Origin of the sequence: Caulobacter sp. DWR2-3-1b2, assembly GCF_049896345.1 — a bacterium.
Classification (GTDB): domain Bacteria; phylum Pseudomonadota; class Alphaproteobacteria; order Caulobacterales; family Caulobacteraceae; genus Caulobacter.
Genome location: NZ_JAFCUC010000003.1, coordinates 218695 through 236553 on the forward strand (window position 1 = coordinate 218695; position 17859 = coordinate 236553).

Annotated in this window: 21 protein-coding genes and 1 pseudogene; 11 read left to right on the forward strand and 11 right to left on the reverse strand. The window is 65.3% G+C overall.

Annotated elements, in window-relative coordinates; translation table 11 throughout:
• Positions 1-124: 124 nt before the first annotated feature.
• The 5 genes from ACP694_RS10320 to flbT all read right to left on the reverse strand — a co-directional run bounded on the left by ACP694_RS10320 (position 125) and on the right by flbT (position 3526).
• Positions 125-331 (reverse strand): hypothetical protein, encoded by a 207-nt coding sequence (locus tag ACP694_RS10320; RefSeq protein ID WP_426012107.1) that lies wholly within the window; start codon positions 329-331, stop codon positions 125-127.
• Positions 332-570: 239 nt separating this feature from the next.
• Positions 571-1392: a flagellin gene (locus ACP694_RS10325; RefSeq protein ID WP_426012109.1), complete on the reverse strand. Its 822-nt coding sequence runs from the start codon at positions 1390-1392 to the stop codon at positions 571-573.
• A 319-nt stretch (positions 1393-1711) separates the two neighbouring features.
• Positions 1712-2530 carry a flagellin gene (locus tag ACP694_RS10330; protein ID WP_426012110.1) on the reverse strand — a complete coding sequence of 273 codons (819 nt, stop codon included), beginning with the start codon at positions 2528-2530 and terminating at the stop codon, positions 1712-1714.
• A 248-nt stretch (positions 2531-2778) separates the two neighbouring features.
• Complete coding sequence (gene flaF / locus ACP694_RS10335; protein ID WP_426012112.1) at positions 2779-3141, reverse strand: flagellar biosynthesis regulator FlaF; 363 nt, start codon at positions 3139-3141, stop codon at positions 2779-2781.
• Positions 3101-3526 carry a flagellar biosynthesis repressor FlbT gene (flbT, locus tag ACP694_RS10340; RefSeq protein ID WP_426012114.1) on the reverse strand — a complete coding sequence of 142 codons (426 nt, stop codon included), beginning with the start codon at positions 3524-3526 and terminating at the stop codon, positions 3101-3103. Before flbT ends, flaF begins: the two co-directional genes overlap by 41 nt.
• Positions 3527-3709: 183 nt before the next feature.
• Between flbT and ACP694_RS10345 the strand changes: the two genes are divergently transcribed.
• The 7 genes from ACP694_RS10345 (at position 3710) to ACP694_RS10375 (ending at position 9459) form a co-directional block, all read left to right on the forward strand.
• Positions 3710-5509 carry a tetratricopeptide repeat protein gene (locus tag ACP694_RS10345; RefSeq protein WP_426012116.1) on the forward strand — a complete coding sequence of 600 codons (1800 nt, stop codon included), beginning with the start codon at positions 3710-3712 and terminating at the stop codon, positions 5507-5509.
• A gap of 81 nt (positions 5510-5590) precedes the next feature.
• Positions 5591-6310: a cytidylyltransferase domain-containing protein gene (locus ACP694_RS10350; RefSeq protein WP_426012118.1), complete on the forward strand. Its 720-nt coding sequence runs from the start codon at positions 5591-5593 to the stop codon at positions 6308-6310.
• Positions 6307-6882, forward strand: coding sequence for a UDP-4-amino-4,6-dideoxy-N-acetyl-beta-L-altrosamine N-acetyltransferase (gene pseH, locus ACP694_RS10355; RefSeq protein WP_426012120.1), 576 nt, complete (start codon positions 6307-6309; stop codon positions 6880-6882). The genes ACP694_RS10350 and pseH overlap by 4 nt, the downstream gene beginning before the upstream one ends.
• 84 nt (positions 6883-6966) lie before the next feature.
• Positions 6967-7353 (forward strand): primosomal protein, encoded by a 387-nt coding sequence (locus ACP694_RS10360; RefSeq protein WP_426012122.1) that lies wholly within the window; start codon positions 6967-6969, stop codon positions 7351-7353.
• 67 nt (positions 7354-7420) lie between these two features.
• The gene (locus ACP694_RS10365) at positions 7421-7576 is read left to right on the forward strand and encodes a hypothetical protein (RefSeq protein ID WP_426012124.1); all 156 of its coding nucleotides are present in this window, start codon (positions 7421-7423) and stop codon (positions 7574-7576) included.
• A 96-nt stretch (positions 7577-7672) separates the two neighbouring features.
• Positions 7673-8542, forward strand: a complete 870-nt coding sequence (locus ACP694_RS10370) for an AAA family ATPase (protein ID WP_426012126.1) — start codon at positions 7673-7675, stop codon at positions 8540-8542.
• Between the two features lie 80 nt (positions 8543-8622).
• Positions 8623-9459 carry a hypothetical protein gene (locus ACP694_RS10375; RefSeq protein ID WP_426012128.1) on the forward strand — a complete coding sequence of 279 codons (837 nt, stop codon included), beginning with the start codon at positions 8623-8625 and terminating at the stop codon, positions 9457-9459.
• A gap of 59 nt (positions 9460-9518) precedes the next feature.
• Here the strand turns inward: ACP694_RS10375 and ACP694_RS10380 are convergent, their stop codons facing one another.
• On the reverse strand, positions 9519-10331 hold the full coding sequence (locus tag ACP694_RS10380; protein WP_426012130.1) for a universal stress protein: 813 nt from the start codon (positions 10329-10331) through the stop codon (positions 9519-9521).
• Between the two features lie 131 nt (positions 10332-10462).
• Here ACP694_RS10380 and ACP694_RS10385 point away from each other — a divergent pair, with 131 nt between their 5' ends.
• The 3 genes and pseudogenes from ACP694_RS10385 to ACP694_RS10395 all read left to right on the forward strand — a co-directional run bounded on the left by ACP694_RS10385 (position 10463) and on the right by ACP694_RS10395 (position 12446).
• Positions 10463-11104: a YfbR-like 5'-deoxynucleotidase gene (locus ACP694_RS10385; RefSeq protein WP_426012132.1), complete on the forward strand. Its 642-nt coding sequence runs from the start codon at positions 10463-10465 to the stop codon at positions 11102-11104.
• Positions 11043-12105: pseudogene (locus tag ACP694_RS10390) on the forward strand (NUDIX hydrolase). Before ACP694_RS10385 ends, ACP694_RS10390 begins: the two are co-directional and overlap by 62 nt.
• A 104-nt stretch (positions 12106-12209) precedes the next feature.
• Entirely contained in the window at positions 12210-12446 is a 237-nt protein-coding gene (locus ACP694_RS10395) for a hypothetical protein (protein WP_426012133.1), read from the forward strand.
• A gap of 28 nt (positions 12447-12474) precedes the next feature.
• Here the strand turns inward: ACP694_RS10395 and ACP694_RS10400 are convergent, their stop codons facing one another.
• The 3 genes from ACP694_RS10400 to ACP694_RS10410 form a co-directional block, all read right to left on the reverse strand.
• Positions 12475-13458 (reverse strand): sterol desaturase family protein, encoded by a 984-nt coding sequence (locus tag ACP694_RS10400; RefSeq protein WP_426012135.1) that lies wholly within the window; start codon positions 13456-13458, stop codon positions 12475-12477.
• Positions 13455-13844, reverse strand: coding sequence for a hypothetical protein (locus ACP694_RS10405; RefSeq protein WP_426012136.1), 390 nt, complete (start codon positions 13842-13844; stop codon positions 13455-13457). The genes ACP694_RS10400 and ACP694_RS10405 overlap by 4 nt, the downstream gene beginning before the upstream one ends.
• Positions 13845-14065: 221 nt before the next feature.
• On the reverse strand, positions 14066-14605 hold the full coding sequence (locus ACP694_RS10410) for a porin family protein (protein WP_426012138.1): 540 nt from the start codon (positions 14603-14605) through the stop codon (positions 14066-14068).
• A 317-nt stretch (positions 14606-14922) separates the two neighbouring features.
• Here ACP694_RS10410 and ACP694_RS10415 point away from each other — a divergent pair, with 317 nt between their 5' ends.
• The gene (locus ACP694_RS10415; protein ID WP_426012140.1) at positions 14923-16038 is read left to right on the forward strand and encodes a beta-ketoacyl-ACP synthase III; all 1116 of its coding nucleotides are present in this window, start codon (positions 14923-14925) and stop codon (positions 16036-16038) included.
• Between the two features lie 34 nt (positions 16039-16072).
• On the opposite strand, the gene ACP694_RS10420 is transcribed toward ACP694_RS10415, so the two are convergent.
• A complete protein-coding gene (locus ACP694_RS10420) occupies positions 16073-16315 on the reverse strand; it encodes a hypothetical protein (RefSeq protein WP_426012141.1) in 243 nt (80 codons plus the stop codon).
• A gap of 45 nt (positions 16316-16360) precedes the next feature.
• Positions 16361-17839 (reverse strand): M48 family metallopeptidase, encoded by a 1479-nt coding sequence (locus tag ACP694_RS10425; RefSeq protein WP_426012143.1) that lies wholly within the window; start codon positions 17837-17839, stop codon positions 16361-16363.
• Positions 17840-17859 lie beyond the last annotated feature (20 nt).

A 17859-nucleotide genomic window follows, 5' to 3' on the forward strand; every position in this document is an offset into this window, starting at 1 on the left:
GGCGGCCGAGCAGGTCGGCCACCAGATTGAAGCTCAGGGAGTAAGAATATGGTTAACGCGCGTAAACCATGTTTCGCCTGCGACGCCAGGTCGCGGCGATCATGACAGAGGGCGGCGTGACCCTTCAGGTCAGGCCGTCGAAAACCTCGCCCGGGCCGTAGTGCTCGGCCTGCTTGAAGCGCAGGACGTCTTCGCGCGGGAACTGCTGCAGGATGTCGCCAGTCCGCCGATCCACTGTCTTGTAGATGTAGGTGCCGGTCTTGGCGTCCTGCTCGATCACTAGGCGAAGATCTCCCGGTCGGGGACCATCGGCCACGGCCAGCTTTTCCACGGCCGCGGCTTCCTTTGGCGCGGACTTGAGAACGCCGCTCGCGGGCAAAGCCGGGACGGTCGGAACGATAGTCGAGGGGGGCGTGGACGACTCCGATAGAATGGGCGTCAACGCGACTTTGTTTTCCATGACTCCTATCGCGGCCGGGTTAGGGCGGCTCCTCTGGTGATCCCTCCCCTAGCGCGGAAGCGCGAGAGAAAGGCGGAGGCGAGCCCGAAGACCCGCCTCCATCTTCGTTCCTATCGGAACAGGCTCAGGATCGACGAAGACGACTGGTTGGCGATCGACAGCGCCTGCACGCCCAGTTGCTGCTTGGTTTGCAGCGACTGCAGCTTGGCGCTTTCCTTGGCCAGGTCGGCGTCCACCAGGTTGCCGACGCCGGCGTCCAGGCTGTCTTGCAGCTTGCCGACAAAGGTCAGGTGGGTGTCGAGGCCGGTGGAGCTGGTGCCCAAGGAGGCCAGCTTGTTGGCCGCGGTGCCCAGGGCGTTGGTGACCGTAGCGATCATGGTCTTGGCGGCCGCGGCGGTGGTGAAGGTCGACGTCGCGCTCATGCCCAGACCGGCCAGCGAGATGGTCTTGGCCGACACGGTGAAGCCCGAACCGTCCGAGTTGGCCAGGAAGGTCAGCTTTGTGGTCGAACCATCGGCGATGCTCACGCCATTGAACTTGGCGTTGGTGACGGCCTTGGTGATCTGGTCGCGCAGCGAGGTGAAGTCGGCGGCCAGGGCGTTGAATGAGGCGGTGTTCAGCGAGGTGTCGGACGCGGCGAGGGCCTTTTCCTTCATCTTGCCCAACAGGTCGGTGACGGTGTCGCCGGCGGCCAGGGCCACGTCGATCGTCGATTGACCGCGTTGCAGCGAGTCCTTGACGGCGTTCAATGAGGAGGCGGACGAGGATTGGACCTTGGCAGTCGCCCAGATCGCGCCGTTGTCCTTGGCGCTACCGACCTTCTTGCCGGTATTGATGCGTTGTTGCGTAACCTGCAGTTCCGAGTTCGTGGTGTTCAGGTTTTGCAGGGCGATCATCGCGCCCGAGTTCGTGTTGATGCTATTGAGACCCATGGTCGTCGTCCTATTCAAGGCATCCGACGTCATTTTGACTGCCGGGAGCGTTTTGCTCATGGGAACAGAAAGCAATTACCGAGCCAAACCTGCCGGGTAGGCAGATCCACGCAAGCTCATGAAATCCCTGCGTTATAAGTCTATTTACCATGGTCTTGCCTCGGCAACATCTGCCTACAAGAGGTCCGAGTGGGTAAATCTTGCCGGGCAAATGCGGCCTGGGCCGGAGAAACTAGACGACCGTTGATCCCTCAAAAAGAAATGCCGGGCGGCCCGAAGGCCGCCCGGCTTTGATCGCTTCCTTGAGCCTAGTCGCCGATCACTTGAAGAGCGAGAGGATCGACTGCGGCGTTTGGTTCGCGATCGACAGAGCTTGCACGCCCAGTTGTTGCTTCGTCTGCAGCGACTGCAGCTTGGCGCTTTCCTTGGCCAGATCGGCATCAACCAGGTTGCCCACGCCGGCGTCCAGGCTGTCTTGCAGCTTGCCCACGAAGGTCAAGTGCATGTCCAGGCCGACAGAGCTGGTGCCCAGGTTCGCCAACTTGTTCGTCGCGGTCGTCATGGCCGTGGTCATGGTGGCGATCATGGTCTTGGCGGCGGCGGCGGTTGTGAAGGACGAAGTCGCGGTGAGGCCCAGGCCGACGAGCGACAGGGTCTTCGCGTTCACCGTGTAGGCGACGCCGTCCGAGTTGCTGAGGAACTGCAACTTGGTGGTGGTGCCGTCCACGAGGCTGACGCCGTTGAACTTGGCGTTGGTGGCAGCCTTGGTGATCTGGTCACGCAGCGAGGTGAAATCGGAAACCAGGGCGTTGAACGACGAGGTGTTCAGCGAGGTGTCGGAAGCGGCCAGGGCCTTTTCCTTCATCTTGCCGAGCAGATCGGTGATGGTGTCGCCAGCGGCAAGGCCCACGTCGATCGTCGACTGGCCGCGCTGGAGGGAATCCTTCACGGCATTCAGCGATTGCGACGTCGTGCTTTGCATCTTGGCCATCGACCAGATCGCGCCGTTGTCCTTGGCGTTTCCAACCTTCTTGCCGGTGTTGATGCGTTGCTGAGTGGTTTGGAGCTCCGAGTTGGTTGAGTTCAGGTTTTGCAGCGCGGTCATGGCGCCGGCATTGGTGTTGATCGAGTTCATCATGGTGGTTGCTCGCCATTTTGGGAGGAGTGCCCCGGCGTTTTGCCGGTCGGGCGTTTGCCCACGGAACTCATCGCAAGCAGTGGGCCACTTGGCGCCAGGCTCGATAAAATCATAAGTCGTTGATTTTAAGCGTTATTTTCTAGCCAAGCTTTGGACACGAAACCGCCCGGCGAATGCAGAATTCACCGGGCGGCAGGTTTTACCGGAACGTTTTTTTCGAGGGGGCGCAAACCACCCTCCTTCCGGCCTCAGGCCGCGTCGGCGCGACCGGCCAGGCCTTGCATGATCATGCGGTTGATCTCGATCAGCGGTTCGAAATCCTCCTCCTTGCGCATGATCGCGCTGGAGTGGCGTCCGACCCAGAGGCTGAGCGAAATGATGCTGGCCCGCAGTTGCATCGGCAGGGTGTTTTCCGGCAGCGAGCAGTCGGTCGCCAGCGCCGACCAGACGCGCCTGTTCCAGTCGAGCGCGTCGATGCGCGTTGCGAGATCGTCCACCGGCGCCTCCGACGCGGCCATCAGGGCGCGCGTCACTTGGCCGAACAGACGGTACTCCATCTCACGCGGGTTTTCAGTCCGCGTCGCCGTCTGCTGGTACGCCCGAAGAGACATGCCCCAACCTCTCATCTTCGTATTCGATTAATTTGCGGCTCAGCATGAGCGCCTTGTAGTGCTCGCGCGCCATGACGTGCTTGGAAATAGCGATGCAGTCGCTCAACACGACCGGATTGCGCACGACCCCCATGAACTCGTTCAGGCGGGTCGCGAATTCTTCGTACTGACGCTCGGCGTTGGCCTCGTCCAGATACATCATCATGACCGGGAAATAGATGTGGCGCGCCGGCGTAACGACTTCGTCGAGCTGCATGATGTCTTTTTCACGCAGCACCGACGCCTTGTTCTGCAGCACCAGAACGCCGCGACGGTCGCCATTCTGGACCACCGCGCCATTCAGCACGAACTTTTCGCCGGGTTTCAGCGACAGCTTCAATGGCACAGGGCCGCTCCCTCTTGCATTGCCATGTCGCCTCTATCCGTCGCGATGACGGTTTCAGGCCAGAAGCTAGGCGGAGGCGGTTAACGTCTCATTGCCAAGCCTGCGACCGTGCGACGCAGCTTAGGACTCAATTAAGCATACTGACCCAGAGGATGACTCTCTCCAATCGCCAAGGCCTCAATCATGTCTCTCAGTCGCGACACGCAGATCTCGGCCAGCGCCCTGGCGATGGCCCAGGAAGCCGTGGCCCAGGCCGTCAATCTCGGCTTTCGGATCTCGACGATCGGCGACTCGGCGTCCGCCGAGGCCCTGGCGCGTCTCGATCGCCAGACCAGCGACGTCCGCAACGGCGAGGTCGCCGCCCTGCTGGCCGAGTCGATCCATGCCATGCAGAACCGAGACTTCGCCAAGGGCGAGAAGTTGGCGCTTCAGGCCCTGGAACGCGACGACAAGCTGGGCGTGGCCTGGCATGTTCTGGGCATCGCCCGCGAGAAGACCGGCGATTTCGCGGGCTCGATGCGCTGCTATGAAGCGGCGCTCAAATTGCTGCCCAATCACGGGGCCGTGGCTGGCGACCTAGGGCGCCTGGCCTTCCGGATGGACATGCCGGAGATCGCCGCCAAGTTCTTCATGCACTACCTGCAGGCTCGCCCCGGTGATTTGGAGGGCGTCAACAACCTGGCCTGCGCCCTGCGCGACCTCAATCGCTGCGAAGACGCCATCGAAGTGCTGCGTCCGGCGATCAACGAACATCCCGCCCAGCCGCTGCTGTGGAACACCCTGGGCACGATCATGTGCAGCCTGGGCGACGGCGTGACCGCTGTGACCTTCTTTGACGAGACGCTCCGGCTGGCCCCGGAATTTGGCAAGGCTTACCACAATCGCGCCTATGCCAAGATCGACCTCGGCGATGTCGAAGGCGCGCTCACGGACTGCGAACTAGCCATCTCCGTGGCGGAGTCGGCCGAGGACCTCGCGACGATGAAGTTCGGCCGCGCCACAATCCTGCTGGCCTTGGGCCGGGTGGCGGAAGGTTGGAAGGAATATGAGGGACGTTTCTCCGCGGACCTGCTTGAGGCCCCCCGCTTCACCATCGAGGGCGAGCGCTGGTCACCCGGCATGGACTTGGCCAGCAAGTCGCTGATGATCTGCGCCGAACAGGGCCTGGGCGATGAGGTGATGTTCGCCAACATGCTGCCCGACGTGATCGAGGCCCTCGGCCCGCAGGGCAAGCTGTCGATCGCGGTCGAGCGGCGTCTGGTCCCGCTGTTCCAGCGTTCCTTCCCGCAGATTACCGTGACCCCGCACCGCACCGTCTCCTACGAAGGCCGGGTCTATCGGGGTGCGCCAGAAATCGAGGACTGGAGCGCGATCGACCTGTGGACGCCCATGGGAACGCTGCTTGAAACCTTCCGCCCCACCGTCGCCTCCTTCCCGAACCGTCTCAACTTCCTGGTCGCCGATCCCGCCCGCGTCGAGCATTGGCGGCGGGAATTGACAAACGCCCCCAAGGGTCCAAAGGTCGGGCTGCTGTGGAAGAGCCTGAAGCTGAACGGCGAGAGAGCCCGGCAGTTTTCGCCCTTCATGCTGTGGCGGCCGGTGTTTGAGACGCCGGGAGTCACCTTCGTCAACCTGCAATATGGCGACTGCTCCGAAGAGATCGCCCTGGCCCGGGAAGAGTTCGGCGTCGACATCTGGCAGCCGCCGGGCATTGACCTGAAGCAGGACCTAGACGACGTCGCGGCCCTCTGCTGCGCCATGGACCTGATCGTTGGCTTCTCCAACGCCACCACCAATCTGGGCGGAGCCTGCGGCGCGCCGATTTGGATGCTGACCGGGGCGTCGTCCTGGACGCGGTTGGGAGCGCAGACCTATCCTTGGTACCCACAGACCCGCTGCTTCATCACCTCGGACTACAACGACTGGGACCCCACGATGCAGAAGGTCGGCGTGGCCCTCAAAGCGCGCTTCCCGATGGTGTAGCTGCCTCACGCCAACCGTATTTCACCCCTAGATGACAACCGCGCCCTGGCGACAAGACCAAGGCCACGTTCGGGAACGCCCTTGCCGCTCGCCATTCTCCAGGCCCGCATGTCGTCGACGCGGCTACCCGGCAAGGTGCTGGCCGATCTCGCGGGCGCGCCGATGATCCTGCGGCAGATCGAGCGGCTGCGGCGATGCGAACAGCTCCAGCGGATCGTGGTCGCCACCTCCGATCAGCCCACGGACGACCCATTGGCCGCCCGCCTTGAAGTCGCCGGCGTACCGGTGTTTCGCGGATCCCTGGATGACGTGTTGGGCCGTTTCATCGGCGCAATCGACGCTTTCGGCCCTGTGCGCACGGTGGTTCGCCTGACCGCCGACTGCCCCCTCGCCGATCCCCAACTGATTGACGAGACCCTTAAGCTGCATCTGCGCTCGGGCGCCGATTACACCTCCAACACCCCCACTCGCCGCAGCTATCCCAAGGGCCTGGACGTCGAGATCTTCGAGGCGGCGGCCCTGAAGATCGCGGCCGGCCAAACCGTCGATCCGTATGACCGCGAGCACGTCACCCCCTTCCTCTATCGCCATCCCGGCCGCTTCCAGATCGCGGGCCTGGAACAGGCGGCCGACGACGGCGACGTGCGCTGGACGGTCGATCGCCCCGACGATCTGGACTTCGTCCGGGCGGTGTATGATGGCCTCCACGCCGCCAATCCGGCCTTCACATCCAACGAGGTGCGCGCGTTCGTCGCCGGGCGACCAGACCTGATCCAAATGGGGGGAGATCGCCGCGCATGACCGCCTTGCACACCGTGGTGCTCCGCGACGTTGTCGAGACTGACCGTCAGCGGCTGCTGGACTGGCGCAACGGCCCAGAAGTCGCAGCCTTCATGTATTCCGACCACCAGATCAGCCCTGCAGAGCACGACGGCTGGTTCGGCGGCATGGTCGGCGACGGCCGCCGCCGTTACTGGGTGATCGAGGTCGATGGCCAGCCGGTCGGCCTGGCCAATCTCGCCGACATCGACCGCCGCAACCGCCGCTGCGCCTGGGCCTACTATCTGGCCAGCCCCTCGGTTCGTGGCCTGGGCGTAGGCTCCTATATCGAGTTCTGGGTCATCGAATACGTCTTCAAGACTCTGGGTTTCGACAAGCTATGGTGCGAGGTGCTGCTGTCGAACGACAGCGTCTGGAAGCTGCATGAGCGCTATGGCTTCCAGCGTGAGGCGCTGTTTCGTCATCACGTGATCAAGGACGGCGCGCCGGCCGACGTCGTCGGACTAGGCCTCTTGGCGGAGGACTGGCCGGCGAAGCGCGACCAGATGGTCCAGCGCCTGACTGACAAGGGCTACGCGCTACCTTTCAGCTGAACGTCACGGAACATCAAACCAGGCGGCGGATTGAATCCGGGCGGCGAAGGCGCAGGGGTCCTTCGCGAGTTCAGGAGTGCCGCCATGCCGACCGACACCGACTACGACGCCCAGGACACCGCCGAGGTGCTTGACGAGACCAACCTCACCGACGATGGCCAGGACATCGCCAATTTCGACGAGATCGATGATGTGATCGACCTCACCCAAGCCGACGGTGACGCCGATGAGGACGAGGAGGACATCGGCAATATCGACGACGAGGCCCTCGACGAGATCGATGATGAACTAGAAGGCGGCCGCGACGACGAGGGTCTCGATATCGAACGTGAACCGCTCGCCGCCATCGCCGGCGACGATGAGAACATCGAGGACTCGATCCCCGACGAGGCCGATACTGCGGCCGATTTCGAATCGACCGAATTGGCCGACGACGACATCGAGGCTTTGGGTTACGCCGACGAAAGCTGAACGCCACCAAACCTCCTTGAACGGCGGTTTCCCGAAGCCTAGGCCCGCCGACGACAGGAGACCGCCGATGCCCGACACGCCCGAACCTGAGCTCGATGAGACGTCGCAAGACCTTGAGAAGCAACTTGAGGAAGGCCTCGAAGATAGCTTTCCCGCCAGCGATCCGCCGTCCGTAGCCCGTCGCCATCGGCGGCATCCCGGCGGCGGCGAGGATGGCCAATAAGCCGACTTGATCCTGGCGACGGTTGGTCTGTAGGTTAGATCTGATTTGAACAACTGTTCGAGGCGTCCTCTTTCAAGACGCCGTCAGGGATCCTGCATGAGCTCGCGCTTCGAAGGCACCGCCGACTATGTCGCCACCGACGACCTGAAGGTGGCGGTAAACGCCGCCGTGGCGTTGGAGCGGCCCTTGCTGATCAAGGGCGAGCCAGGCACCGGCAAGACGGTCCTGGCCTACGAAGTGGCCAAGGCCATGGGCGCGCCGCTGCTGACCTGGCACATCAAATCAACGACGAAAGCCCAGCAAGGCCTATATGAGTATGACGCCGTCACCCGGCTGCGCGACAGCCAATTGGGCGACGAGCGGGTCAAGGACGTCAAGAATTACATCAAGAAGGGCAAGCTTTGGGAAGCCTTCGAGGCCCCGGTGCGCCCCGTGTTGTTGATCGACGAGATCGACAAGGCCGACATCGAGTTTCCCAACGACCTGCTGCAAGAACTCGATCGCAACGAGTTCTATGTCTACGAGACCAATGAGACGATCGCCGCCAAGGTCCGACCGATCATCATCATCACGTCGAACAACGAGAAGGAGTTGCCGGACGCCTTCCTGCGTCGCTGCTTCTTTCACTATATCCGCTTCCCCGAAGAGGCGACGATGCAGGCCATTGTCGACGTGCACTTCCCGGGCATCAAGCAGAAGCTGGTCGCCGAGGCGCTGCGGATCTTCTACGACATGCGCAAGGTGCCGGGCCTGAAGAAAAAGCCCTCCACGTCGGAGCTGCTGGACTGGCTAAAGCTGCTGCTGGTCGAGGATATCGACGAGGCCACCCTGCGCGAGCGGGACCCGACCAAGCTGATCCCGCCCTTGCACGGCGCCCTGCTGAAGAACGAGCAGGACGTCCACCTGTTCGAGCGCTTGGCCTTCCTCGCCCGCCGCGAGGGCTCTGGGGCGCGGCCGGGACAGTAGGCAGAGCCCCCCCTTACCGCGATTTCATTGGACCTTCCGGCGTCGCCAGACCACGTTCCCGCCGAATGGAGGATTCCTTGATGCGACATCTGATGCTGCTGACTGCGGCCACGAGCCTCGTGGCCTTGGCGGCTTGCTCGCCCAAGGTCGATATCCATGACGACCGTGCTGGCCGGCCCGGCAAGCACGAATCGCTGCGGGCGATCAGCAAGCTGGATTGCCCGGAGCAGCAGGGTGAACTCAAGCGGGTCAGCGTCGCCACGGACGGGCAAAGCTGCGTCTATGCTGGCCAGAACGCTGAGGTGACGCTGAAGCTTGTCGCCCTCAACGGCGGAGACGCAGAGGCCGCGCTGGCGCCGATCGAGGCCGACCTGAAGACCTTGATGCCGGCCATGAAATCCCCGACCCCACCGCCGCCGCCCGGCGCCAAGCACGATGGCGAGACAGCTCAGGTCCGCCTGCCCGGCATCCGGATCGACGCTCACAATAAGGGCGCGGACATCAAGATTGGCGGCCTGACGATCAACGCCAATGACGGGTCGGCCGAGGTCAAGGTCGCCAAGAACGTCACCATCCGCGACGGCGACACCACCCGGAAGATCAGCGAGCGCGTCGGCAACGGCGGCTCGACGGTCAACGTCAACACCACCACCGACGACGAAGGCGAGGTCGATGTTCACGCCAATCAGGACGGCGCCCAGATCCGTCAGCGCAAGCGCGGCGACGGCGTGCGCGCCACCTTGATCCTGGCCAGCGACAAGGCGACCAGCGGCTATCGCGTGGTCGGCTACGAGGCCCGGGGCCCCAAGGGCGGCCCGCTGGCCGTCGCCGTGGTCAAGGCCAGGGGCCGCGGCGGCAGCGACCACGATGTGTTCGAGGACATGAAGACGCTGGTCCGACACAACGTCGGGGGATGACACCTTATCAAAACCGCTTATCCCGGCGAATGCCGGGATAAGCGGGTTGGTTTTTAACCCTAGTGGGACAAAAACAGCGACGGCCCATCGCCGTTCAGCAAGCTGCGGGTCGTGCCTCCGAAAATGAATTCCTGCAGGCGCGGATGGCCAAAGGCCCCTGCCACCAGGATATCGGCGCCGACGTCGCGCGCCGCACCCAGCAGCAGGCTGGCGGCGTCGCCGGATCCCGGCAGCAGCTTGGTCGTGGCCTGAACGCCTCGCGCGCCGAGAAACGCCACCAGCCGCTCCAGGTCGAAAGCCCGCGACGAGACGTCCGGCGCGCCGGCCACCACCACGCTCGAAGCCTTCTGAAGCAGCGGCAGGGCGGTGCGCAGGGCACGGCTGGCCTCCTTGCCGCCGTCCCAGGCCACCAGCGCCACGCCGCCCACCCTCAAGCCGGGCCGGGCCACGATGACAGGCCGTTGCTCGTCGGCGATCATTTGCTGGAAACATTCCGCCAGGGGTCCCCTGCCCCGCGCCGCGGCGCTGTCGAAGACGATGACGTCGGAGAGCCGGCCTTCCATGGCCAGCCCCGCCCAGATGGGCGACTGTAGGCTGACCGCCTTGGCCTTGGCGTAGCCGAGCTCGCCCACCATCCGCGCGACGGCGTTATGGCCTTCGACGGCGGCTTCCTTGAGACTTTCCAGGGCCGTGACCTGCACGCCGCCCATGAAGCCCTCGCCCATCCACGGCATCAGGTCGGCCATGTCGGCCGGGGCGTGGACGCACGCCAACTCGGCGTCGAAGCCCGCAGCCAGGACCGCCGCCGCGTCCAGCAACGCCCGCTCGCCCTCCGTGCCGGCAAGCGGCGCCATGATTCTCGCCCAGCTCATGATCGATCTCCCATCGGAAGCATTTCCACAGGCAACGACCTGCCTCGCATTGATCTTTGTCAACCGATGGGTCAGTCAAACCCTGGGCGGCGGCCGCCTGCGCAGCCACCTTCACCATAAGGAACGATTTCGTGGCCAAAGGGCTGCACAAGGGCCCGCCGAGGGCATGGCAGCGGATGCTGTCGGGACGCAGGCTGGACCTGCTGGACCCCTCGCCCATGGACATCGAGATCGAGGATATCGCCCACGGCCTGGCGCGGGTCGCCCGCTGGAACGGCCAGACGGTCGGCGAGCACGGCTTCTCGGTGGCCCAGCACAGCGTGGTGGTCGAGGAGATCGCCGCCCACATCAAGCCCGACCTCGAGCCCAGATGGCGGCTGGCCGCCCTGCTGCACGACGCCAGCGAATATGTGATCGGCGACATGATCAGCCCGTTCAAGGCGGCCCTCGGCGTCAGTTACAAGGACTTCGAGGCCCGGCTGGAGGACGCCATCCACATCCGCTTTGGCCTGCCGGTTAAGGTCCCGGCGGCGGTCAAAAAACTGATCAAGACGGCCGACCGGGCCTGCGCCTTCTTCGAGGCCACCCAGTTGGCCGGATTCGCGCATGACGAGTCCCTGGCGATCTTTGGCGCGCCGCCCACTGGCTACGACCTGAGGATCAACCCCCTGCCGCCCTTCGAGGCCCAGGCGCGCTATGTTCAGCGCTTCCATGTGCTGTCCAAGGCGGCGGGCTTCGAGTCCGCCCCAGGCGAGGCGTTCGAGACCGAATGACCCCGCAGCCCGCCCCCTTCACGGCGCCGTCCGTCGTCATCGGCCTGTCGGCCGTGGTCGTGGCGATCCGTGAGGGCGAGGCCGTTGTCCTGACCGTCCGGCCGCACGATGCGGTGACCGATATCGCCAGCCCCCTGCCCGGCCTGCCGTTCGGATCGTTCGACCCGGCCGGCCATCGCACCTTCGAGCTGGGCCTGCGGGCCTTCGTCACCGAGCAGACGCGGTTCCAGTTGGGCTATGTGGAGCAGCTCTACACCTTCGGCGACGAAGGCCGCGACGCCCCGCGCGCCGAGATGGGCGCGGGCGCGGCCCGCATCGTCTCGGTCGGCTATCTGGGCTTGACCCCCACCGCCATCGAAACCCAGGCCCCCGACACCGCCTGGGCGCCCTGGTCGGCCTTCTTTCCGTGGGAGGACTGGCGCCATGGCCGCCCCGCTCTGCTGGACCAGGTGCTGGCCCCGGCCCTGCGCCGCTGGGCGGCCGACGACGCCAGCCAGTGGTCCAGAGCGCGCCTGGCCTTCGCCCTGGACGGCGCGACCTGGAACGAGGAACGGGTGCTGGAGCGCTATGAGCTGCTCTATGAAGCGGGCCTGGCCCCCGAGGCCGCCCGCGACCGGGCCCGCGCCGACGGCCATGATCCGGCCGAGCCGGCCGCCTTGTCGGCGGCACTGGGCGAGCCGATGATCTCCGACCACCGCCGCATTCTCGCGACCGGCCTGTCCCGCCTGCGGGGCAAGATCAAGTACCGCCCGGTGGTGTTCGAGCTGATGCCCGCCGAATTCACCCTGTCGGCCCTGCAGCGCACCGTAGAGGCCATTGCCGGGGTGCCGCTGCACAAGCAGAACTTCCGCCGCGTGGTCGAACGCGAGGACCTGGTCGAGGGCCTGGGCCGCCAGGACGCCGACACCGGCGGCCGCCCCGCCGAACTGTTCCGCTTCCGCCGCGAGATCCTGGCGGCCCGGCCGGCCATGGGGCTGAGTTTGCCGCTTCTGCGGGACTAGGGCTCGAACGGTTTCGGATTGGATCGGGGACGCACGCATGCGTGCGTCCCCATTCGGCAACCCGGCTTTGCGCGGTCGCGCTTCACCGCTAACCTCGACCCAGCATGCCCAACCTCCCAAAACCGCACCTGATCGCCGCCGTCGTCGGAGTGGTCGTCCTGATCGGCCTGGGCGCCTATCTTCTGCGCGACGCCAGGACCCAAGTCGCCGATCACCGCACCGACGCCGCCGAGGCCATCGAGGGCGCGCGGATCGCCGTCACCGGCCGGCTGCCCGAGGCCCAGGCCGTCAATTTCGGCAAGGTCTTCGTCCACTGGGATGACGAAATCCCCTCGGTCTGACGACCCAAGTCGGTCTCTTGAACCTCTCTCAAAGAGAGAGGGTTTCTAGGTCCGCTTTCGGCCTCGGCGTGTCCGTTTCCGTCGCGTCGCGGTTCCCGCCTTGCGCGGCGGCCGCCCCCGCCCCGCCCCGCTCTATCCGCGCCCGCCACTTGGCCTTCAGGGTGTGGGACGTATCGCGCGAACCGTCATGGCTCCAGCCCGGTGGGCCAAAGATGTAGCCCAACGCATGGCGGGGGTGGCGGGCCACGTCGCGGCCGATGCCGATCCACTCGTGGAAGACGTTGGTCAGCAGGTTGAAGTTGGGCAGGTTCTTCACCGTGCCGTAGCGGATCTTCTCGTCGTCCGTTTCCGGGATGAAGGTGCCGAACATCCGGTCCCAGATGATCAGGATGCCGGCATAGTTGGCGTCCAGGTAGCGGGCGTTGCGGGCGTGGTGCACCCGGTGGTGCGACGGCGTATTGAACACCGCCTCAAACCATTTGGGCATGCGCTTGATGGCCTCGGTGTGGATCCAGAACTGGTAGACCAGGCTGATCCCCTTCTGGATCGCCACCATGGCCGGCGGGAAACCCAGGAACGACAGCGGCAGCCACAGCAGCCAGGTGCCGGCGATCCCGCCCGTCCAGGTCTGCCGCAGGGCGGTCGAGAGGTTGTAGTGGGTGGAGGTGTGGTGGTTGACGTGGCTGGCCCACCAGACCCGCCGCTCATGGCTGAGCCGGTGGAAGGCGTAATAGGTCAGGTCCTCGGCGAAGAACAGCACGGCCCAGGCCCAGATCGCGGTCATCGGGATGGTGAAGACCCGGTGCGAATAGGCCCACAGGCTGGCGGCGACCACGATCCCCCCGGTCAGCAGGCCGGCGATGGTGCTGCCCAGGCCCATGGCCAGGGAGGTGGCGGTGTCCTTGGCCTCGTAGCGGGCGTCGGCCTTGCCCAGCCGGGCCAGCAGCACCTCCAGGATCACGGCGATGACGAAGAACGGGATCGCCATCTGGACGGGGTCGAAGGTCTTCATGCGGCGAACTCTTGCGACGTGAATTCGGGCGGCGGCCAGGCGCCGTCCTTCAGCACCAGGCGGGGCGACCCGTCGGCCGACTTGAGGGTCAGGCGGCCGTTGGCGGCGGTGGTGGACAGGGCCTGCGCCCAGGGCAGGTCGCGGGCCACATAGCCGTCGCCCTTGCGCCACAGGACCAAGGCTCGGTCGGCGGACCGCGCCACGACGCCGGCCCCGTCGGCGGCGATCCACAGGGCCTCGATCGGATCGTCGGGGAACTCGTCGGTCAGCAGGGCGCGCGCGCCTCCGGCGTCGAGCGGTGGCATGGCTCGCGCAATGCGCGCCCAAGCCGCCAAGCCCACCAGCAAGGTCACGGCCGTGGCCGAGCCGAGCAATTGAATTATCATCGCCTTGTCCAAGCCGACGCCTTCCTCCCCGTTTTCTTTCAAGGTCGGGCTGTAGGCGTCGAGCGTCAAGGGCGACGTGGGGTTAGGCCCGCCCACTTGCACCCTACGGGCCTTCGGCCGTCTTCCCCCAGAGGGGGAAGAGCTCGCGCGGGGCCCCGCCCCCGATGGGGGCGGACAGGCGGCGAAGCCGCCAGGTGGGGGCAAGTGAGCGGCCCCTTAGGCTAGAACTTCCGAGCGTAGCCGACCGACATCACATCGGCGTCGGCCGCGTCATTGTCCCGGAATTGCTGGCGGGTGTAGTCGACGCGGACGCCGTTCTTGTCGTCGACCTTGTACTGGGCTCCGACGCCATAATTGACGCTGTCGGCGTCAAACTTGTTTTCGACCCCGGCCACGGTCTGCTTGAACTGGCCGTTGCCGTAGCCAACGCGGGCCAGCAGGTCGATGTGAGGCGTCACCGGCAGGAAGCCGACGCCATAGACTGCGGCCTGATGGGTCTGTTCGAGATTGGACCGGACGCCGTTGGTGTCGATAATGTCGTCCTTGACGCCGCCGGAAAGCTCGCCCTCGACGCCGAAGTGCGGGGTCAGCTTGGCGCCGAGCCGTCCCTGCACCGCGCCGGTGTCGGCGCCGTCGGCGCGGGAGCCGGCATAGCCTAGGGTCCCATAGACCTCTTGAGCGTGCGACAGGGCGGGAACGGCGGCGATCGCCAAAGAAGCGAAGATGGGCGTGGCGAGGGCCACCGACATGAGAGTTTTCATTGTTTTACTCCTGATACTGACGAGACTGGGGAGCGCCTCGACCCGGCTTGAGTAGTGTCGCCATGGGGCCGCGATAGGTCGCGGAGCGGACGGGTTTGGGGCCATTGCGTGTCGTTCCCGACATGTGCAAGGCGAATGTGGCGGCGCCGCATCGTTCCCCTCGCTGAGGCGAAAAGCTCGTGGCGTGGCGCCCAGGCCGCACCGTCGAAGGTGACGGGGGCGTCAGGCGTGCTATTGATCCTCCAGCACAAAAATCAGAGACGCGTCCTGCCACCTTTTCGTGGGGAGGCGCGCCAAGCGTCACCGGGACCGCCGCCTTGCATAAAGCCGTTATCGTCGCCACGGGGCTGTTCACCCCGCCGTTCAGCGTTTCGAACACCGAGCTGGTCGAAGCCTTCAACGCCTATGTCGAGCGCTTCAACGTCGCCAACGCCGAGGCCATCGCCGCCGGCGAGGTCGTGGCCCTGGCCCCCTCTTCGCCCGAGTTCATCGAGAAGGCCTCGGGCATCAAGGCCCGCTATGTGATGAACAAGAGCGGGATCATCGACCCCGAGATCATGCGGCCGGTGCTGCCCGAGCGCCCCAACGACCAGATCTCGATCCTGGCCGAGATGGCCGTCGAAGCGGCCAAGCAGGCGATCGAGCGCTGGGGAAAGCCGGTCTCGGAAATCGGGGCGGTGATCTGCGCCGCTTCCAACATGCAGCGCGCCTATCCCGCCATGGCCATCGAGGTGCAGCAGGCTCTGGGCATCGAGGGCTTCGCCTTCGACATGAACGTCGCCTGCTCCTCGGCCACCTTTGGCCTCAAGACCGCCGCCGACTTCATCGCCGTCGGCAGCGCCAAGGCGGTGTTGATGGTCAATCCCGAAATCTGCTCGGGCCACCTCAACTTCACCGACCGCGACAGCCACTTCATCTTCGGCGACGTGGCCACCGCAGTGATCCTGGAAGAGGAAAGCCAGGCGTCCGGCGGCTGGGAGATCCTGGGCACGCGGCTGAAGACGCAGTTCTCCAACAACATCCGCAACAATTTCGGCTTCCTCAACCGCACGGCCCCCGAGGGCGAAGGCGCGCGCGACAAGCTGTTCGTGCAGGAAGGCCGCAAGGTGTTCCGCGAGGTGGTGCCCATGGTCAGCCAGATGATCGTAGAGCACGCCAGCGATATCGGCGTCGATCCCACGGGGCTAAAGCGCCTCTGGTTGCATCAAGCCAATATCAACATGAACGAGATGATCGGTCGCAAGGTGCTGGGGCGCGAGCCCGAGCCGGGCGAGAACGTCATCATCCTCGACACCTACGCCAACACCAGCTCGGCCGGCTCGATCATCGCCTTCCACTCGGCCAATGACGACTTCGCGGTGGGCGAGACAGGGCTGATCTGCAGCTTCGGCGCGGGCTATTCGGCGGGCACGGTGTTCGTCCGGAAGCGGTAGAGCGCCTCGAGCATTCAGAGGCTCGACCTATTGGTCATCGATGGTCGTCGCGCGCCCGCTCGGCTCGCAGCAAATCCAGGCTCGACGGCCCGGTCTGCGGGCCAAGCGCGGCACGCACGGCGTCAAGGCGCGCAATAATTTCTCGCCGCTCCAGCGCGACGCTGGCCGCCAGCGCCTGCCGCGCCTCTTTCTCAGCCGAGGTCGCGTGATCGACCGCGCACCGCTTCAGCGCGTCGATGGCGCTGCCGTCGAGGTTGCAAATGGAGATGTGGCCCATGTTGCAGAATGCCTCAGGCCCGATATCAATCCAAATCGCACCAGCTTATCGGATCGGCTGGAACGTGACCGGCGTCGCGGCCCCATTATCGGCCTTCAGCGTCCAACCGCTCGCCGACCGGCCGATGGCGTAGCAGGTCCGCGTCCCGCGCACTTCCGCCAAGCACAGCTGATCGCCTTCGAGGCTGTAGCGCCCCTGGTCCATGCCGAAGTCGTGGCGTTGGAACCACGAGCCGTCGCGTTTGAGGACCAGGTCTCCGGTCCCCACGGGCTCGGCTCGCTGAAGGGTAACCATCTGGCCGACGAAGGCCGCGCGGGCGGCGGCCGCGTCGAACGCCTGGACCTCGGCCTTCGGATGCGCCGCCTTCCAGTCCATGGCGCGGCGGATGCGACGGCCCACGGCCGGGTGATCGTAGAACAGCACCTCCTCCAGACGCCCTGGCGTCGCCGCCCGGTACTCGATCGTCTTGACCAGCGCCTTGGACAGGCCGTCGGGCTCGTTGAAATGGGTCAGGCTGTAGTGGTCGGCGTCGCTCTCGGTGATGCGGACCAGGCTGTTGATCAGGGGCGCGCCCAGCAGGCCCAGCACCGCCAGCACCACCGCCAGCACCGGCAGGCCGGCCGGATCGGCCACGCCCTTCACCGTGTCCGCGCCCAGCAAGGCGGCGACGGGCGTGAACAACCGGTCGACCAGGAAGAAGGCCAAGGTGGCCAACAGGCCCATGACTCCGGCGATCCACAAGGCGTGGTTGTGGGCGTAGTGGCCCATCTCGTGACCAACCACGCCGCGCACCTCGGCCAGGTCCGCGCCCTGCTTGAACATGGTGTCGCTCATCGCCACTCGCGCCGTGCCGAACAGTCCGGCGACATTGGCGGTGTAGGCGTTGGACTGCTTGGAGCCGTTGTAGACGAAGATCTTGTCGCTCGGGATGCCGTTGGCCTTGGCCATGGCCACCACCTGGTCGCGCACTGGCCCGGCCGGCGCGAGCGTGTACTTATTGAAGATCGGCTCGATATAGATCGGGGCCAGCACCTGGATCACGCCGAAGAACACCGCCGTCAGCGCGCCGCTCCACAGCCACCAAGTGCGCGGCGCCTTGCGGATCAGGGCGTAGAGCGCGACGAAGAACAGACCCAGCAGCGCAGCCGTGATGGCCAGGCTGATGCCGGCCTCGCCCAGCCAGCCGACGAAGGCCTGGCTGGTCAGCCCGTACTGCTTCTCCCGCCACCAGCCGCTATAGGCTGACCAAGGCAGGCTAAGCAGGCCGTCCACTAGCAGATAGGCCACGCCAACGACGAAGCTGACCAGCACCGGCCTGGGCCGACGCCGCTCCAGGTTTCGCCTCAGGCCGACCAAGACGCCGCTGCGGACGATCAGCCAAGAGACCAGAACCGACACGACGAAGCCCCACAGCAGGAGCCAGTGGCCGCCCTGGGTGTAGGCGGTCGCCTTGGCGTGGGCTGCGGGCGACAATTGCGCCAGATAGGCCGCCGTGGCGGCGGCGGGATCGAACAGATGAGCCATGTGAAAGCGTCCCCCAAGTA

Coding starts and splice junctions, on each gene's coding strand:
- ACP694_RS10420 (WP_426012141.1), bottom strand. CDS start 16,315: ATGGGCCACATCTCCATTTGCAACCTCGACGGCAGCGCCATCGACGCG.
- pseH (WP_426012120.1), top strand. CDS start 6,307: ATGACCGCCTTGCACACCGTGGTGCTCCGCGACGTTGTCGAGACTGAC.
- ACP694_RS10360 (WP_426012122.1), top strand. CDS start 6,967: ATGCCGACCGACACCGACTACGACGCCCAGGACACCGCCGAGGTGCTT.
- ACP694_RS10345 (WP_426012116.1), top strand. CDS start 3,710: ATGTCTCTCAGTCGCGACACGCAGATCTCGGCCAGCGCCCTGGCGATG.
- ACP694_RS10425 (WP_426012143.1), bottom strand. CDS start 17,839: ATGGCTCATCTGTTCGATCCCGCCGCCGCCACGGCGGCCTATCTGGCG.
- ACP694_RS10405 (WP_426012136.1), bottom strand. CDS start 13,844: ATGATAATTCAATTGCTCGGCTCGGCCACGGCCGTGACCTTGCTGGTG.
- ACP694_RS10325 (WP_426012109.1), bottom strand. CDS start 1,392: ATGGGTCTCAATAGCATCAACACGAACTCGGGCGCGATGATCGCCCTG.
- ACP694_RS10370 (WP_426012126.1), top strand. CDS start 7,673: ATGAGCTCGCGCTTCGAAGGCACCGCCGACTATGTCGCCACCGACGAC.
- ACP694_RS10365 (WP_426012124.1), top strand. CDS start 7,421: ATGCCCGACACGCCCGAACCTGAGCTCGATGAGACGTCGCAAGACCTT.
- flaF (WP_426012112.1), bottom strand. CDS start 3,141: ATGTCTCTTCGGGCGTACCAGCAGACGGCGACGCGGACTGAAAACCCG.
- ACP694_RS10330 (WP_426012110.1), bottom strand. CDS start 2,530: ATGATGAACTCGATCAACACCAATGCCGGCGCCATGACCGCGCTGCAA.
- ACP694_RS10395 (WP_426012133.1), top strand. CDS start 12,210: ATGCCCAACCTCCCAAAACCGCACCTGATCGCCGCCGTCGTCGGAGTG.
- ACP694_RS10410 (WP_426012138.1), bottom strand. CDS start 14,605: ATGAAAACTCTCATGTCGGTGGCCCTCGCCACGCCCATCTTCGCTTCT.
- ACP694_RS10400 (WP_426012135.1), bottom strand. CDS start 13,458: ATGAAGACCTTCGACCCCGTCCAGATGGCGATCCCGTTCTTCGTCATC.
- ACP694_RS10375 (WP_426012128.1), top strand. CDS start 8,623: ATGCGACATCTGATGCTGCTGACTGCGGCCACGAGCCTCGTGGCCTTG.
- ACP694_RS10380 (WP_426012130.1), bottom strand. CDS start 10,331: ATGAGCTGGGCGAGAATCATGGCGCCGCTTGCCGGCACGGAGGGCGAG.